Consider the following 14391-nt stretch of genomic DNA (forward strand, 5'->3'; position numbering starts at 1 on the left):
CGGACCGGGTCCCGTAATGCTAGGCGCGGCTGCGACGCGGCACGGCTCACGCCGAGCCGCGGCGCCCCGCCCTCACTCCACCCAGTCGAGCCCGATGTCGCGATACACGCCGCGGTCCTCGTCCCAGCCGGGCTTCACCTTGACATGGAGGTAGAGGTGGACCGGCCGGTCCAGCAGCACCGCCAGCTCGGCGCGTGCGCGCGCGCCGATCTCGCGGATGCGCGCGCCGCCCTTGCCCAGCACGATCGCGCGCTGGGTCACGCGCTCGACCAAGATCTGCTGGTGGATCTCGGCCGAGCCGTCCTCGCGCTCGCTGAACTTCTCGGTCTCGACCACGCTGGCATAGGGCAGCTCGGCGTGGAGCTGGAGGTAGAGCTGCTCGCGCGTCACCTCCGCCGCCAGCGCGCGCTCGGACGCGTCGGACACCTGGTCCTCGGGATAATGCCACGGCCCCGCCGGCATCGCCGCCGCCAGCGCATGCTTGAGCTGGGGCAATCCGTCGCCGGTCTGCGCCGACACGAAGAAGGTTTCCGCGAAGGGCAGCAGCGCGTTGAGCTTCTCCGCGTGGATCAGCAGCTTGGGCTTGTCGGCGAGGTCGACCTTGTTGAGCACGAGATAGATTGGCTCGCGCCGTTCCTTCAGCGCCGCGACGATCTCGGTCACCTTGGGGCCGAGCCCGCCCTTGCCGTCAACCACCAGGGCGATGACGTCGGCGCCCTCGGCGCCGCCCCAGGCGGCGGCCACCATCGCGCGGTCAAGCCGGCGGCGCGGCTCGAAGATGCCGGGCGTGTCGACCAGCAGCAGCTGCGCCTCGTCCTGGAGCGCCACGCCCATGAGCCGCGCGCGCGTGGTCTGCGCCTTGGGGCTGACGATCGCCACCTTCTGGCCTACCAAGGCATTGACCAGGGTCGACTTGCCCGCGTTGGGCGCGCCCACCACCGCGACCAGCCCGCAGCGCGTCACCGGCGCGGCGGGAGTCTCGTCCCCGCCGCTCACTCGCCCGCGATCGCGTTCTTGAGCCGCGAGAAGAAGCCCTGGCTCTGCGGGCATTCGTCACCCGTCTCGGTTTCGCGGAACTCCTCCAGCAGCGCGCGCTGGCGCGTGCTGAGCTTGGTCGGCGTCTCCACCTCGACCTGGATCACCAGGTCGCCGGTGCCGCGCCCTTGCAGCACGGGCATGCCCGCGCCGCGCTGGCGCAGCTGCTTGCCCGACTGGATGCCGGCGGGGATCTTCACCTCGTGGCGCTTGCCGTCGAGCCCGGGGATCGACAGCGTCCCACCCAGCGCCGCGGTGGTGAAGCTGATCGGCGCACGCGCGAATAACGTGGTGCCCTCCCGCTCGAAGATCGCGTGCCGCTTCACATGCAGGAAGATGTAGAGGTCGCCCGGCGGCGCGCCCCGCGCCCCCGCCTCGCCCTCGCCGGTGAGCCGCACGCGCGTGCCCTCGTCGACGCCCGGCGGCACGTTGACCGCGAGCGTCTTGGTCTTCTCGACCCGACCCTCGCCACGGCAGTCGCCGCACGGATCGGTGATCACCTCGCCCGAGCCGTGGCACAGCGGGCAGGCCCGCTCGACCACGAAGAAGCCCTGCTGCGCGCGCACCTTACCGTGACCGTGGCAGTGCTGGCAGGTGTGCGCGTGGGTGCCCGGCTTGGAGCCGGTGCCGTGGCAGCTGTCGCACGCGGCGGAGATGTCGACGGTGATCTCCGTCTCCTTGCCGTGATACGCCTCCTCCAGCGTGATCTCCATGTCGTAGCGCAGGTCGGCGCCGCGGCGCACCTGCCGCCCGCCGCCGCGCTGGCCGCCCATGAACTCGCCGAACACGCTTTCGAAGATGTCGGAGAAGCCGGAGAAATCCTGCGCACCGCCGCCACCGCCGCCACCGTTCTTGAAAGCGGCGTGGCCGAAGCGATCATAGGCGGCGCGCTTCTGCGGGTCCTTGAGGCAGTCATAGGCCTCGCTGACCGCCTTGAACTTGGCCTCGCTGTCCTTGCACCCGGCGTTCTTGTCGGGATGGTATTTCATCGCGAGCTTGCGATACGACGATTTGATCGTCGCCGCGTCCGCGGTCCGCTCGCATTCGAGCAGCTCGTAATAGTCGATCTCGGTCATGCAACGCCCCCGCGCCCGTCGCCGTCACCCCGGTGAAAGCCGGGGTCCAGTGCCGCGCGCGGTTTCGTCTGCGGCGCTGGATACCGGCCTGCGCCGGTATGACGGGAGAGGTTCATCTCAGTTCACTCCGGCGCGGATCACGCCTTGTGGTTGTCGTCGACTTCCGAGAATTCGGCGTCGACCACGTCGTCCTTGGGCGCATCGGCCTGCGCGGTCTCGCCCTGCGGCGCGGCCTCGCTCTGCTGCTGCTTCTCGTAGATCGCCTGGCCAAGCTTCATCGCGACCTGCGCGAGCGCCTGGCTCTTCTCGTTCATCTGCTCGGGATCGTTCGACTCCACCGCCTTCTTGGCGGCGTCGATCGCGCCCTGGATCTCACCGCGGAGCGATTCGTCGACCTTGTCGCCATTGTCGGCGAGCTGACGCTCGGTGGTGTGGATCAGCGACTCGGCGTTGTTCTTCGCCTCGGCCGCGGCACGGCGCTTCTTGTCCTCCTCGGCGAACGATTCGGCGTCGCGCACCATCTGGTCGATGTCGGCGTCGGAGAGACCGCCCGAGGCCTGGATGCGGATCTGGGTCTCCTTGCCGGTGCCCTTGTCCTTGGCCGAGACGTTGACGATACCGTTGGCGTCGATGTCGAACGTCACCTCGATCTGCGGCACGCCGCGCGGCGCCGGCGGAATGCCGACGAGGTCGAACTGGCCGAGCAGCTTGTTGTCCGCCGCCATCTCGCGCTCGCCCTGGAACACCCGGATCGTCACCGCCTGCTGATTGTCGTCGGCAGTCGAATAGACCTGGGTCTTCTTGGTCGGGATCGTGGTGTTGCGATCGATCATGCGCGTGAACACGCCGCCCAGCGTCTCGATGCCGAGCGACAGCGGGGTGACGTCGAGCAGCAGCACGTCCTTGACGTCGCCCTGGAGCACGCCCGCCTGGATCGCCGCGCCCATCGCGACCACCTCGTCGGGGTTCACGCCGGTGTGCGGGTCCTTGCCGAAGAACTGCTTCACGATCTCGCGCACGCGCGGCATGCGCGTCATGCCGCCGACCAGCACCACTTCGCTGATCTCATTGGCGGAGACCCCCGCGTCGGCCAGCGCCTTCTTGCACGGATCGAGCGTGCGCTTGATCAAGTCCTCGACCAGCCGCTCCAGATCGGCGCGGGTGATCGTCTTGACCAGATGCTTCGGGCCGTTCTGGTCGGCGGTGATGAAGGGCAGGTTGACCTCGGTCGACTGCGCCGACGACAGCTCGATCTTCGCCTTCTCCGCGGCTTCCTTGAGGCGCTGCAGCGCGAGCTTGTCCTTGGTGAGGTCGATGCCCTCGTCCTTTTGAAAGCCCTGCGCGAGATAGTCGACGATCTTGTTGTCGAAATCCTCGCCGCCGAGGAAGGTGTCGCCGTTGGTGGCCTTCACCTCGAACACGCCGTCACCGATCTCGAGCACCGAGACGTCGAACGTGCCGCCGCCAAGGTCATAGACCGCGATCGTCTTGCCGTCCTGCTTGTCCAGCCCATAGGCCAGCGCCGCCGCGGTCGGCTCGTTGATGATGCGCAGCACCTCAAGGCCCGCGATCTGGCCGGCGTCCTTGGTCGCCTGGCGCTGCGCGTCGTTGAAGTATGCCGGAACGGTGATCACCGCCTGCGTGACGGTCTCGCCGAGGTACGACTCGGCGGTCTCCTTCATCTTCTGCAGCGTGAAGGCGCTGATCTGCGACGGGCTGTACTCCTTGCCGCCGGCGCTCACCCACGCGTCACCGTTCGACCCGCGCACGATCTTGTACGGGACCAGCTCGGTGTCCTTCTTGGTGACGGGATCGTCGAAGCGGCGGCCGATCAGGCGCTTCACCGCGAAGATCGTGTTGTCGCCGTTGGTCACGGCCTGGCGCTTGGCCGGCTGGCCGATCAGCCGCTCGCCGTCCTTGGCGAAGGCGACGATCGACGGCGTGGTGCGCGCGCCCTCCGCATTCTCGATGACCTTGGCCTTGCCGCCTTCCATCACGGCCACGCACGAATTGGTGGTGCCGAGGTCGATCCCGATAACTTTTGCCATGAGTGCTTTGCCTAGCCCCTGCGTTGACGTGTATTGATGCGGCGGCGCCCCGTTACGGCAGCGCAACCGCGATGACGAAGCGCGATATAGGAGCGCGGTCGCGCCCCGCAAGATTGCGGCGCCGGTGTGGCGAGAGGTGGGGCGGGCGACACCGGGAACGATTGCCTGACTCGCGCGTGTCACGTAGGGAGACACGATCATGCAGACCGCCCGCATCTACCAGCGCCCGAAGAACGCCATGCAGTCGGGCAAGGCCCGCACCGATCACTGGCAGCTCGAGTTCGAGCCCGGCGAACCGAAGAAGGCCGACGCGCTGACCGGCTGGGCCGGCAGCGGCGACACGCGCGACCAGATCAAGCTGGGCTTCCCGACCTGCGAGGCGGCGGTGGCGTATGCCGAGCAGCAGGGGCTGCGCTACACCGTGATCCCGACCCCGACCAAGACGCTGAAGCTGCAAAGCTACGCGGATAACTTCCGGTAGGTTCCGGGGGGCGCGAGGCGCGCCCTGACGCCATGGACTGACCTGGGCGGCCAGATCGGTCGAGCGCACCGGGCCGAAAGACGATGATTGACGCGCCGCTGGCCCCTTAGCTGGCGTCATCCCGAACTCGTTTCGGGATCCACCACCCCGCGCACTTAGCGGCCGCGATACTGGCCGGACGGTGGATCCTGAAACGAGTTCAGGATGACGGCAATGACATGAGGCAAAGCGTGGAACGAGCTCGCGGACGTCACGATGACGCGCCGCGCTGGCTCCCTTACCGCTCGCCCAGCATCGCCTCCGGCCGCACCACGCGGTCGAACGTCGCCTCGTCCACCAGGCCCAGTTCCAGCCCGGCCTCGCGCAGCGTGAGCCCGCGCTCATGCGCGTGCTTGGCGATCTTGGCAGCATGGTCATAGCCGATCTCGGGCGCGAGCGCGGTGACCAGCATCAGCGAGCGCTCGACCAGCTCGCCGATCCGCCCCTCGTTGGCGCGCAGCCCATCGACGCAGCGCCGCGCGAAGCTCTCGCACCCGGTCGCCAGCAGGTCGATCGAGCGCAGCACCGCCGCGCCGAGCATCGGCTTGAACACGTTGAGCTCGAGATGCCCCTGCGCGCCGCCGACGGTGACCGCGACGTGATTGCCCATCACCTGCGCCGCCACCATCGTCAGCATCTCGCATTGCGTCGGGTTGACCTTGCCCGGCATGATCGAGCTGCCCGGCTCGTTGGCCGGCAGGTCGAGCTCGCCCAGCCCGCTGCGCGGCCCCGAGCCGAGCAGGCGGATGTCGTTGGCGATCTTGTTGCACGCCACCGCCAGCGTGTTGAGCGCGCCGGAGAGATGGACGAGCGGGTCGTTGCTGGCGAGCGCCTCGAAGAAGTTCTCCGCCGGCGCGAACGCCACCCCGGTGATCGCGGCGAGTTCGGCGGCGACGTCGCGCGCGAAGCCCTTGGGCGCGTTGAGCCCGGTGCCCACCGCGGTGCCGCCCTGCGCGAGCCGGTCGGTGCCCTGCTCCACCGCGGGCTCGATCCGCCGCAGGCAGCGATGCAGCTGGTGCGCATAGCCGGAGAATTCGTTGCCGAGCGTCAGCGGCGTGGCGTCCTGCAGATGGGTGCGGCCGATCTTGACCAGCCCGGCCCATTCGCGCGCGCGCGCGTCGAGCGAGGCATGGAGCGTCTCGATCGCCGGGATCAGACGCCGGCGCACCGCGAGCGAGCACGCGACGTGGAGCGCGGTGGGGAAGCTGTCGTTGGAGGATTGGCCCCGATTGACGTCGTCATTGGGGTGGACCGGCGTCTTGCCGCCGCGCTGGCCGGTGAGGATCTCGTTGGCGCGGCCCGCGATCACCTCGTTGACGTTCATGTTGCTCTGCGTGCCGCTGCCGGTCTGCCAGATCACCAGCGGGAACTGATCATCGAGCAGCCCCTGCGCGACTTCCTGCGCCGCCGCTTCGATCGCATCCGCCTTCTCGGCGGCGAGGCCATGGCGGCGGTTCACCCGCGCCGCCGCCTGCTTCACCAGCGCGAGTGCGCGGACGATCTCGATCGGCATCCGCTCGCGCGCGCCGAACGGGAAGTTTTCGAGGCTGCGCTCGGTCTGCGCGCCCCAGTAAGCGGTGGCAGGCACCTCGATCGCGCCGATCGAATCGGTCTCGGTGCGGGTGGCGGCGGGGTCGTGGGGAGCATCGGTCATGGAGGCGTCAACTCGCGGGAGCGCGGCGCGTTGCGCGCGCGCCATACCGGGTCGCTCACCGCCCCCGCGCGCGCAGCCCGGTCTCCAGCTGCGCGCGCAGGTTGGCGGCGACCTCCGGCGTGACGTCGGGCCGCGGCGTCGCGGGCTTGCCGCGCCGCAGCCGCGCGCGGTCATGCTCCGGCGGCTCCACCACGCGGACCCGCACCGCGACGTGACCCTGCGCGCGCACCCCGAGCAGCTCGGCCGCACCGCGCGACAGGTCGATCAGGCGGTCGCGCGCGAACGGCCCGCGATCGTTGACGCGCAGCAGCACCACCCGCCCGGTGGCGAGCGCGGTGACCTCGACGTAGCTCGGCAGCGGCAGCGTCGGATGCGCCGCGGTGACCCATTTGGCACGGAAGCGCTCGCCATTGGCGGTGCGATTGCCCGACTCGCTACCGTACCAGCTGGCATAGCCGAGCATGTCATAGGACGGGTCCGCCGCGGGCGTGTAGGTCACCCCGCGCACCACATAGGGGGCGCCGAGCCGCACCGGCGAGTCGCTCACCGGCCGGTAGTGCCCGCCGCAAGCGGCGAGCAGCGCCGCGAGCAGCGTCCCCGCCGTGCCGCGTGCGATCCGCGTCCCTCCCGCGCGCCGCGCGGTGCCGCTCAATGCGCGCGCACCGGCACGCCCGCGGCGGCGAGTGCGGCGTGCGCCTGCGCGACCGTGGCGTGGCCAAAATGGAAGATCGAGGCGGCGAGCACCGCGGAGGCATGACCCTCGGTCACCCCCGCGACGAGATCGTCCAGCCCGCCCACCCCGCCTGACGCCACCACCGGCACCTCGGTGCGGTCGGCGATCGCACGCACCAGCGCGAGGTCGTAGCCGCCGCGCGTGCCGTCGCGGTCCATCGAGGTGACCAGCAACTCGCCCGCGCCCAGCTCGGCGAGGCGCAGCGCGTGCGCCACCGCGTCGATCCCGGTGGCGCGGCGCCCGCCGTGGGTGAACACTTCCCAGCCGTTGCCGACGCGACGCGCGTCGACGCTGGCGACGCAGCACTGGCTGCCGAACCGCTCGGCGATGTCGCTCACCAGCTCGGGACGCGCCACCGCGGCGGAATTGACCGCGACCTTGTCCGCGCCGGCGAGCAGCAGCGCGCGCGCGTCCTCGGCGCTGCGCACCCCGCCCCCCACGGTGAGCGGCATGAAGCAGACCGCGGCGGTGCGGCGCACCACGTCGAGGAGCGTGCCGCGCGCCTCGTGGCTGGCGGTGATGTCGAGGAAGCAGAGCTCGTCCGCGCCGGCGGCATCATAGGCGCGCGCCTGCTCGACCGGGTCACCGGCATCGACCAGATCGACGAAGTTGACGCCCTTGACGACGCGGCCGGCGGCGACGTCGAGGCACGGGATCACACGGGCACGGACGGTCATGTGCGAGGCACATGCCCGTGCGCGCGGGTGAGGGCAAGCGCGGGCGCCGAACTCGGTCAGCGAGGGGGTTCCGCGTGGCGCGCCCGTCGGCATCCTCCTTCCTCTTGGCGGGGGAGAGTCGGGCGATGCGGTGCCGCTTCTGTGTGCTGCTGGTCCTCCTGGCCAATCCGCACGGCGCTTTCCCGACCGAGTGGCCCCACGAGCGCCGGACGATCACCTATTGGTCCTGGTTTCGGCAGCGCGCCTGGGAGGCTCGGCTGGAGCAGCAGGAGCGTTTCTGGCTGCAGGCGCTTCACGCACGGCGATGCGCGACGAGCGGGTTGGTCTCGCGTACCGGGCGGCGATGGTCCGCGCGCAGCGGCCTTCCGTGACGCTTCCGCCGCGCGCTGTCCGCTACGCCGCCGCCGCCACGCTCAGCGCCGCCGCGAGGTCGAGCCGGCCATCATACAGCGCGCGCCCGGTGATCACGCCCTCCACCCCGTCGCGCGCGTGGAGCGCCAGCACGTGGATGTCGGCGATCCCGGCGACGCCGCCGCTCGCGATCACGGGGATGTCGACCGCGCGCGCGAGGTCCACCGTCGCCTCGATGTTGGCGCCCTTGAGCAGCCCGTCGCGGCCCACATCGGTGAAGAGCAGCGCCGCCACGCCCGCGTCCTCGAAGCGACGCGCGAGCTCGACGACGCTGGTACTCGACACGTCGGCCCAGCCCTTGGTCGCGACCATGCCGTCACGCGCGTCCACCGCCACCACCACGCCGCCGGGGAAGTCGCGCGCGGCGCCGCGGACGAACTCGGGGTCCTCCAGCGCGGCGGTGCCGATCACCACGCGCGACACGCCGAGATCGAACCAGCGCTCGACGCTCTCGCGGGTGCGGATGCCGCCGCCGAGCTGGACGTGGCCGGGAAAGCGCGCGACGATCGCGCGCACCGCCTCGCCGTTGACGCTGGCGCCGGCGAAGGCGCCGTCGAGGTCGACGACATGGAGGTGTTCCGCGCCCGCGTCGGCGAACAGCATCGCCTGCGCGGCGGGGTCGTCGCCGTAGACGGTGGCGCGCGCCATGTCGCCCTCGGCCAAGCGGACCACCTGCCCCTGTTTGAGGTCGATCGCGGGAAAGACAATGAGGGTCATGCGGGGTTACTCTGGGAGGTGGCGTGGCGGATGCGAAGCGTTGCCGTCGGGTGTGACGCTGCCCGCTCCGCTACCGTCATCCCGGACTTGGTCCGGGATCCACCGTGCCGCTCACCCAGCGGCCGGCGAGAACGCGGAGCCGTGGATCCTGAAACGAGTTCAGGATGACGCTGGGAGCGGGAAGAGGGCGACCGACTCACCACCGCCGTGCCCCTCACGGCCGCCACGCGAGAAAGCGTTTCAGCAGCGCCAGACCATATTGCTGGCTCTTCTCGGGGTGGAACTGCACCCCCACGATCGTGTCGCGCGCCACCGCGGCGGTGACCGGACCGGCATGGTCGGTGGTCGCCACCACCTGCGCGCCGGTGAAGGCGTAGCTGTGGAGGAAATAGGCCTCGCCCGGCACGATCAGCGCGTGCTCGGCCTGCGGCACCACGTCGTTCCAGCCCATGTGCGGCACCTTGGCGTCGGTGCCCGCGACGTCGATGCGGCGGACGGTGCCGTCGATCCAGCCAAGCCCGGCGTGGCGGCCGAGCTCCTCGCCCGCGGTCGCCAGCAGCTGCATGCCGACGCAGATGCCGAGGAACGGCGCGCCCTCCTCCAGCACGCGGCGCTCGAGCGCGGGCACCAGCCCGTCGACCGCGCGCAACGCCGCCGCGCACGCGCCGAACGCGCCCACGCCCGGCAGCACGATCCGGTCGGCACGCGCCACGGCGTCGGGGTCGGCGGTGACGACCAGGTCGTCGCACCCCGCGGCGCGCAGCGCGTTGGCGACCGAATGGAGGTTGCCGGCCTGATAGTCGATCAGCGCCAGCGTCATGCCAGCCACGCGCGGACCGGGTCGGCGGCGAAGCTGGCGTGGAACGGCACCACGTCGGCGGTCGCCGCGCCGCCGGTGACGAACGGATCGGTCGCGGCGATCGCCTCGGCGGCGGCGCGGTCGCCGCGCACCACGATTACTCCGCCGGTGCGCGGCTCGCGCCGCCCCGCGACGAGGAAGGCACCTTCGGCGAAGCCGGCCTCGAGCCAGGCGACATGCGCCGGCATCAGCGCGTCGATCGCGTCGATGTCGCCATAGGTCAGCAGGATCAGGCTCAGCGCGCCGCCGGCGCGGAAGCTGCTCACAGCGTGCCCTTGGTCGAGGGGATCACGCCGACCTTGCGCGGATCGATCTCGATCGCCTCGCGCAGCGCGCGCGCCAGCCCCTTGAACGCGCTCTCGGCGATATGGTGGTTGTTGTCGCCGTATAGCGTCTCGACGTGGAGCGTGATCCCGGCATTCTGCGCGAAGCTGTGGAACCAGTGCTGGAACAACTCGGTGTCCATTTCGCCCAGCCGGGTCTGGGTGAAGGCGGTCTTCCACACCAGCCACGGCCGCCCCGAGATGTCGAGCGCGACTCGGGTGAGCGTCTCGTCCATCGGCGACAAGGCGTCGGCGTAGCGGCGGATGCCGCGCTTGTCGCCGAGCGCCTGCGCCACCGCGCTGCCGAGCGCGAGCGCGCTATCCTCCACCGTATGGTGCTGGTCGATGTGGAGGTCGCCGTCGCAGTGGAGCGTGACGTCGATCAGCGAGTGGCGCGCGAGCTGCTCGAGCATATGGTCGAAGAAGCCGACCCCGGTGTGGATGTCATACTGGCCGGTGCCGTCGAGGTCGACGGAGACGCTGATACGGGTCTCGCTGGTGTCGCGGCGAAGCGTGGCGGTGCGCATGCCGCTGGTCCATAACGCGCTGGGCGGTCCAAGCAACCTTGACCGCTCGGCCCATCACGCTACCCATAAGCGCATGAACGACATGCTGCCCGACAGCCAGATTCCCTATGACGAGATCGTGCAGGAAGCACTGCGCGCGGTTGTCGGGCGCGTGCTCGGTGTGGTCGCGGAGGCCGGCGGGCTGCCGGGCCAGCACCATTTCTACATCACCTTCAAGACGCAGGCGCCCGGAGTCGACATTCCGGCGCGGCTGGTGGAGCGCTTCCCGGACGAGATGACGATCGTGCTCCAGAACCGTTTCTGGGACCTGACCGTCGACGAGGAGCGCTTCTCGGTCGGGCTGAGCTTCAACCAGATTCCGTGCAAGCTGGTGATTCCCTATGCCGCGATCACCGGCTTCCACGATCCCGCGGTAAACTTCGAGCTGCGCTTCCAGGCCCAGGAGGGGCCGGGCGACGGCCCCGGCGGGCACGACCCGGCCGAGAACGACGGCCCGCCGGCCGGCGGCGCGGCCGACGGGTCGAACGTCGTGGCGGTGGATTTCAAGCGCAAGAAGTGAGTCGCGCCGGGTGCGGCGGCCTCCCCTCCGTCGTCACCCCGGACCTGTTCCGCGGTTCACGATGCGGCAAGCCGTTCGCTCTGAGCCTCTTCTCCGGCATGTGCGGCGCAGTGGACCCCGGAACAAGCCCGGGGTGACCGTAAGGCGCAATGGGCCGGACCTATCGAATCGCCCGAATGCGACCGCGCTCCTCGCCGACGAGGCGTTCACGGCGCGTCCCTTGACCCCGCGCCTTTGACGCGGCACGCCGCGGGCATGGACCAGCCCGATCCGCTCGACCGGCTCTTCGCCACCGTGGCGTCGCGCCGCGGCGCCGACGCCGCTTCCTCCTACACCGCCTCGCTGTTCGCGCGCGGGCGCGGACGGATCGCGCAGAAGCTCGGCGAGGAAGCGGTGGAGACGGTGATCGCGGCGATGCGCGGCGACGCGCGCGCGATCGTGCCCGAGGCGGCGGACCTGGTCTACCATCTGCTCGTGCTGCTCGCCGACGCCGGGCTGACGCTCGACGACGTCCGCGCCGAGCTGGCGCGGCGCGAGGGCACCTCCGGCCACGACGAGAAGGCCGCGCGCGGCGGCCCGCTGCCGCTCGCCTTCGCCCCCGAATGAGGAGGACCCGATGACCGTCGATGCCACCTTGCCTTATGACGACGCCAACATCTTTGCCAAATTGGTGCGCGGCGAGATCCCGTCGAAGCGCGTCTACGAGGACGAGCACAGCATCGTCTTCCACGACATCGCGCCCTGGGCGCCGGTGCATCTGCTCGCGGTGCCCAAGGGGCGCTACGTCAGCTGGGACGATTTCTCCGCCAGCGCGAGCGCGGCGGAGATCGTCAGCCTCACCCGCGCGATCGGCCAGGCGGCGCGCGACGCCGGGCTGGTCGAGCGCGGCTACCGGCTGATCGCCAACACCGGGCTCGACAGCCACGCCGAGGTGCCGCACCTCCACGTCCATATCCTCGCCGGCCGCGCGCTCGGCCCGATGCTGGCGCAGCGCGACGCCGGCTGAGCGCGGCGGCGGAGGCCGGGCGGGGTCGGGGCGGGGTCGGGGCGGGCGTGCGCCTGATCCATCCAAGCTGAACCGTGCTCCCGCGCATGCGGGAGCCCAGAGTCTCAGGCAGTAACGTTCGTGGCGCTGGGGCGCCGGCGCTTGCCGGAGTACGCCGGCGGTTCAGACGAGACGGATCAGACTCGAGAGAGCCGGCGTGAGCGCGATCGCCCCGATCGCGTCGTCATGCCCGCGACGTGTCGGGCGCCGCCCTCCCCTTGACCCGCCACCGTCAACTTGAGCTCGTCGCCGGATCCACCGCCCCGCGGGCGCCCCCCGGCTGAGTCTGCCGCACCGTGGACCCTGAAACGAGTTCAGGATGACGGCAGGGGAAAACGGGGGCAGCCGCAGCCAAGAAGCCGGCCCGCGCCCGCCGATCAGCGCGTCTCCCAGCTCTTTTCGCGCAGGTTGAGGTGGCCCAGCTTGCGGCGCGCCAGCCGCGGGCCGAGGAAGCGGTGGAAATACCAGTCCTTCGCCGCCGCCGGGGTGAAATGGTACAATAGCCGCTCGGCCAGCGTCCAGCGCACGCGGCGGCGGTCGCTGCGGCGGTCCGAGGGGATGCACCACAGGTCATAGGGATAGACCACCCGCCCCTGCTGCACGACGCGCTGCATGATCTCGTGGTCCATCAGCACATAGGGCCAGTAGCGCTCGGCATAGCCCCCTGCCGCCACCAGCGCGGCGGTGCGGAAGGTCTGGCCGAAGCCGCCGGTGTGCGTCTGCTTCGGCCATAGCCGGCTGACGCGCTGGTTGTGGCGCCGCTTGCGGAGCGCCGCCGCGGGATCGCGCGGCACGTCGGTGGCCATCGCCGCGACCGCGCGCGGATCGGCCTCCAGCGCGGCCTGCGCGGTGGCGAGATAAAACGGCGGGTAGTAGGTGTCGGCGTCGCCGAACGCGACGAACTCGGTGGTGATCGCCGGCATCGCCCGCTCCAGCGCCATGATCTTGCCCGGGCGCGGCTCGCTGAGGTGGACCAGCTCCACCCCGTCACTCGCGAACGCGCGCGCGATCGCGGCCGAGGCGTCGGACGAGCCGTTGTCGACCAGCACCAGGCGGAAGGGCCGGAGCGTCTGCGCGGCGAGGCTGGCGAGCGTGTCGGCGAGATACGCTTCCTCGTTGTAATAGGCGATGACGAACGTCCAGCGCATCACCGCGCCTCCGCCAGTCGCAGCAGCGTGCGGCACGCCGGCGCGCTCGAGCGCGGGCCATGCGTCGCCAGCACATGCGCGCGCGCCGCCGCGCCCATCTCCGCCATGCGCCGCTCGTCGCGCAGCAGCGCCGCCACCAAGGGGCGATAGTCGCGCTCGGTGACGCGCAGCCCACAGGAATCGGGCAGCACGTCGGCGCCGATCCGGTCGGCGAAGGCCACCACCGGCCGCCCGCACGCCATCGCCTCGGGAATGGCACGCGGGAAATAGTCGCGTCGCCCGGCGTGAAAGAACAGGCCGGTCTGTGCCAGCAGATCCGGGATGCGCGCGTGCGGCACGTGGCCGAGCCAGTCGATCGCGGGATAGCGCCGCTTCATCGCGGCCTCCTGCGGCCCGCCGCCCGCCACCGCGACGCGGTGGTGGCGCGACAGCGCGCCCACCTCGGCGAAGCTCTTCCACCGCGTCACCCGGCTCACCGAGAGCAGGTCCCAGGCGCGCTCGGCGGGCTGCGGGCGGAACAGCTCGGTGTCGATCGTCTTGGGCAGCCGCTCCATCCGCTCGCGCGGGATCGCGCGGCGCAGCCAACCGCCCGTGGCCAGCGCCTCCTCCTGTACAGCGCTCTCGGTCAGCAGCAGGCTGGCGTGCGGCACCAGCCGGCTCCAGTAATCGCCGCCGATGATCAGCGCGAAACGGCGACGGTCGGGGCGCAGGCAGCGATCGTACAGGCGATAGCCAACGCCGCCGTTGGTGCCGATCAGCACGAACAGATCGGCGGGGTCGGCGCGCGCTGCCGCCACCAGCGCGTCGCTGTAATGGTCGCGCGACGCCGCGCCGCCGCCGGTGCGCTCGAACAGCCGGACCTTGTAGCGCGAGCCGAGCGGCACTGGCGGGCGGTGCTCCGCCGCCGCCGCCGCGACGCCCCACAACTCGACATCCACCCCCATCGCGGCTAACAGCGCGGGCATCCGACGGTCGCGATTGTCCCATCGCAGCCACTCCGCCGGATCGGCGATGCCGTGGTAGGTCGGATAGGTGAGGACGAAGATGATGCGTGTCATG

16 protein-coding genes are annotated in these 14391 nt (G+C 70.8%); 4 read left to right on the forward strand and 12 right to left on the reverse strand.

Features of this window, described 5'->3' with window-relative positions; genetic code table 11:
• Window positions 1-72 precede the first annotated feature (72 nt).
• The 3 genes from era to dnaK form a co-directional block, all read right to left on the reverse strand.
• Entirely contained in the window at window positions 73-996 is a 924-nt protein-coding gene (gene era / locus ACMGDM_RS16170) for a GTPase Era (protein WP_436805132.1), read from the reverse strand.
• The gene (dnaJ, locus tag ACMGDM_RS16175; protein WP_436805133.1) at window positions 993-2111 is read right to left on the reverse strand and encodes a molecular chaperone DnaJ; all 1119 of its coding nucleotides are present in this window, start codon (window positions 2109-2111) and stop codon (window positions 993-995) included. The genes era and dnaJ overlap by 4 nt, the downstream gene beginning before the upstream one ends.
• A gap of 137 nt (window positions 2112-2248) precedes the next feature.
• Complete coding sequence (gene dnaK / locus ACMGDM_RS16180; RefSeq protein WP_436805134.1) at window positions 2249-4159, reverse strand: molecular chaperone DnaK; 1911 nt, start codon at window positions 4157-4159, stop codon at window positions 2249-2251.
• A 199-nt stretch (window positions 4160-4358) separates the two neighbouring features.
• Here dnaK and ACMGDM_RS16185 point away from each other — a divergent pair, with 199 nt between their 5' ends.
• Entirely contained in the window at window positions 4359-4640 is a 282-nt protein-coding gene (locus tag ACMGDM_RS16185) for an ETC complex I subunit (RefSeq protein WP_277981228.1), read from the forward strand.
• 277 nt (window positions 4641-4917) lie between these two features.
• On the opposite strand, the gene fumC is transcribed toward ACMGDM_RS16185, so the two are convergent.
• The 7 genes from fumC to hisB form a co-directional block, all read right to left on the reverse strand.
• Window positions 4918-6333, reverse strand: a complete 1416-nt coding sequence (gene fumC, locus ACMGDM_RS16190) for a class II fumarate hydratase (protein ID WP_436805135.1) — start codon at window positions 6331-6333, stop codon at window positions 4918-4920.
• Window positions 6334-6388: 55 nt separating this feature from the next.
• Window positions 6389-6949 (reverse strand): septal ring lytic transglycosylase RlpA family protein, encoded by a 561-nt coding sequence (locus ACMGDM_RS16195; protein ID WP_436805185.1) that lies wholly within the window; start codon window positions 6947-6949, stop codon window positions 6389-6391.
• A 32-nt stretch (window positions 6950-6981) separates the two neighbouring features.
• Window positions 6982-7743 carry an imidazole glycerol phosphate synthase subunit HisF gene (gene hisF / locus ACMGDM_RS16200; protein ID WP_436805136.1) on the reverse strand — a complete coding sequence of 254 codons (762 nt, stop codon included), beginning with the start codon at window positions 7741-7743 and terminating at the stop codon, window positions 6982-6984.
• A gap of 393 nt (window positions 7744-8136) precedes the next feature.
• The gene (gene hisA, locus ACMGDM_RS16205) at window positions 8137-8871 is read right to left on the reverse strand and encodes a 1-(5-phosphoribosyl)-5-[(5-phosphoribosylamino)methylideneamino]imidazole-4-carboxamide isomerase (protein ID WP_436805137.1); all 735 of its coding nucleotides are present in this window, start codon (window positions 8869-8871) and stop codon (window positions 8137-8139) included.
• A gap of 214 nt (window positions 8872-9085) precedes the next feature.
• Complete coding sequence (hisH, locus tag ACMGDM_RS16210) at window positions 9086-9691, reverse strand: imidazole glycerol phosphate synthase subunit HisH (RefSeq protein ID WP_436805138.1); 606 nt, start codon at window positions 9689-9691, stop codon at window positions 9086-9088.
• Window positions 9688-9996, reverse strand: a complete 309-nt coding sequence (locus tag ACMGDM_RS16215) for a YciI family protein (protein WP_436805139.1) — start codon at window positions 9994-9996, stop codon at window positions 9688-9690. Before ACMGDM_RS16215 ends, hisH begins: the two co-directional genes overlap by 4 nt.
• Window positions 9993-10580: an imidazoleglycerol-phosphate dehydratase HisB gene (gene hisB, locus ACMGDM_RS16220; RefSeq protein WP_277980712.1), complete on the reverse strand. Its 588-nt coding sequence runs from the start codon at window positions 10578-10580 to the stop codon at window positions 9993-9995. The genes ACMGDM_RS16215 and hisB overlap by 4 nt, the downstream gene beginning before the upstream one ends.
• 73 nt (window positions 10581-10653) lie before the next feature.
• On the opposite strand from hisB, the gene ACMGDM_RS16225 reads away from it, so the two are divergent.
• From ACMGDM_RS16225 to ACMGDM_RS16235, 3 genes are all read left to right on the forward strand, one after another.
• On the forward strand, window positions 10654-11139 hold the full coding sequence (locus ACMGDM_RS16225) for an SspB family protein (RefSeq protein WP_436805140.1): 486 nt from the start codon (window positions 10654-10656) through the stop codon (window positions 11137-11139).
• 255 nt (window positions 11140-11394) lie between these two features.
• The gene (locus tag ACMGDM_RS16230) at window positions 11395-11745 is read left to right on the forward strand and encodes a phosphoribosyl-ATP diphosphatase (RefSeq protein WP_436805186.1); all 351 of its coding nucleotides are present in this window, start codon (window positions 11395-11397) and stop codon (window positions 11743-11745) included.
• A gap of 10 nt (window positions 11746-11755) precedes the next feature.
• The gene (locus ACMGDM_RS16235; RefSeq protein ID WP_436805141.1) at window positions 11756-12145 is read left to right on the forward strand and encodes an HIT domain-containing protein; all 390 of its coding nucleotides are present in this window, start codon (window positions 11756-11758) and stop codon (window positions 12143-12145) included.
• A 416-nt stretch (window positions 12146-12561) separates the two neighbouring features.
• On the opposite strand, the gene ACMGDM_RS16240 is transcribed toward ACMGDM_RS16235, so the two are convergent.
• Entirely contained in the window at window positions 12562-13332 is a 771-nt protein-coding gene (locus ACMGDM_RS16240) for a glycosyltransferase family 2 protein (protein WP_436805187.1), read from the reverse strand.
• Window positions 13332-14390 (reverse strand): glycosyltransferase, encoded by a 1059-nt coding sequence (locus tag ACMGDM_RS16245; protein WP_436805142.1) that lies wholly within the window; start codon window positions 14388-14390, stop codon window positions 13332-13334. The genes ACMGDM_RS16240 and ACMGDM_RS16245 overlap by 1 nt, the downstream gene beginning before the upstream one ends.
• Window position 14391 lies beyond the last annotated feature (1 nt).

The sequence above is a fragment of the Sphingomonas larreae genome (genome assembly GCF_051400595.1).
Taxonomy (GTDB): Bacteria; Pseudomonadota; Alphaproteobacteria; order Sphingomonadales; family Sphingomonadaceae; genus Sphingomonas.

What these genes read in the sequence shown, in the direction of transcription:
- ACMGDM_RS16240 (WP_436805187.1), bottom strand. Translation starts at nt 13,332, where the DNA reads ATGCGCTGGACGTTCGTCATCGCCTATTACAACGAGGAAGCGTATCTC.
- dnaK (WP_436805134.1), bottom strand. Translation starts at nt 4,159, where the DNA reads ATGGCAAAAGTTATCGGGATCGACCTCGGCACCACCAATTCGTGCGTG.
- ACMGDM_RS16235 (WP_436805141.1), top strand. Translation starts at nt 11,756, where the DNA reads ATGACCGTCGATGCCACCTTGCCTTATGACGACGCCAACATCTTTGCC.
- ACMGDM_RS16225 (WP_436805140.1), top strand. Translation starts at nt 10,654, where the DNA reads ATGAACGACATGCTGCCCGACAGCCAGATTCCCTATGACGAGATCGTG.
- hisF (WP_436805136.1), bottom strand. Translation starts at nt 7,743, where the DNA reads ATGACCGTCCGTGCCCGTGTGATCCCGTGCCTCGACGTCGCCGCCGGC.
- dnaJ (WP_436805133.1), bottom strand. Translation starts at nt 2,111, where the DNA reads ATGACCGAGATCGACTATTACGAGCTGCTCGAATGCGAGCGGACCGCG.
- fumC (WP_436805135.1), bottom strand. Translation starts at nt 6,333, where the DNA reads ATGACCGATGCTCCCCACGACCCCGCCGCCACCCGCACCGAGACCGAT.
- ACMGDM_RS16230 (WP_436805186.1), top strand. Translation starts at nt 11,395, where the DNA reads ATGGACCAGCCCGATCCGCTCGACCGGCTCTTCGCCACCGTGGCGTCG.
- hisH (WP_436805138.1), bottom strand. Translation starts at nt 9,691, where the DNA reads ATGACGCTGGCGCTGATCGACTATCAGGCCGGCAACCTCCATTCGGTC.
- ACMGDM_RS16185 (WP_277981228.1), top strand. Translation starts at nt 4,359, where the DNA reads ATGCAGACCGCCCGCATCTACCAGCGCCCGAAGAACGCCATGCAGTCG.
- ACMGDM_RS16245 (WP_436805142.1), bottom strand. Translation starts at nt 14,390, where the DNA reads ATGACACGCATCATCTTCGTCCTCACCTATCCGACCTACCACGGCATC.
- hisB (WP_277980712.1), bottom strand. Translation starts at nt 10,580, where the DNA reads ATGCGCACCGCCACGCTTCGCCGCGACACCAGCGAGACCCGTATCAGC.
- hisA (WP_436805137.1), bottom strand. Translation starts at nt 8,871, where the DNA reads ATGACCCTCATTGTCTTTCCCGCGATCGACCTCAAACAGGGGCAGGTG.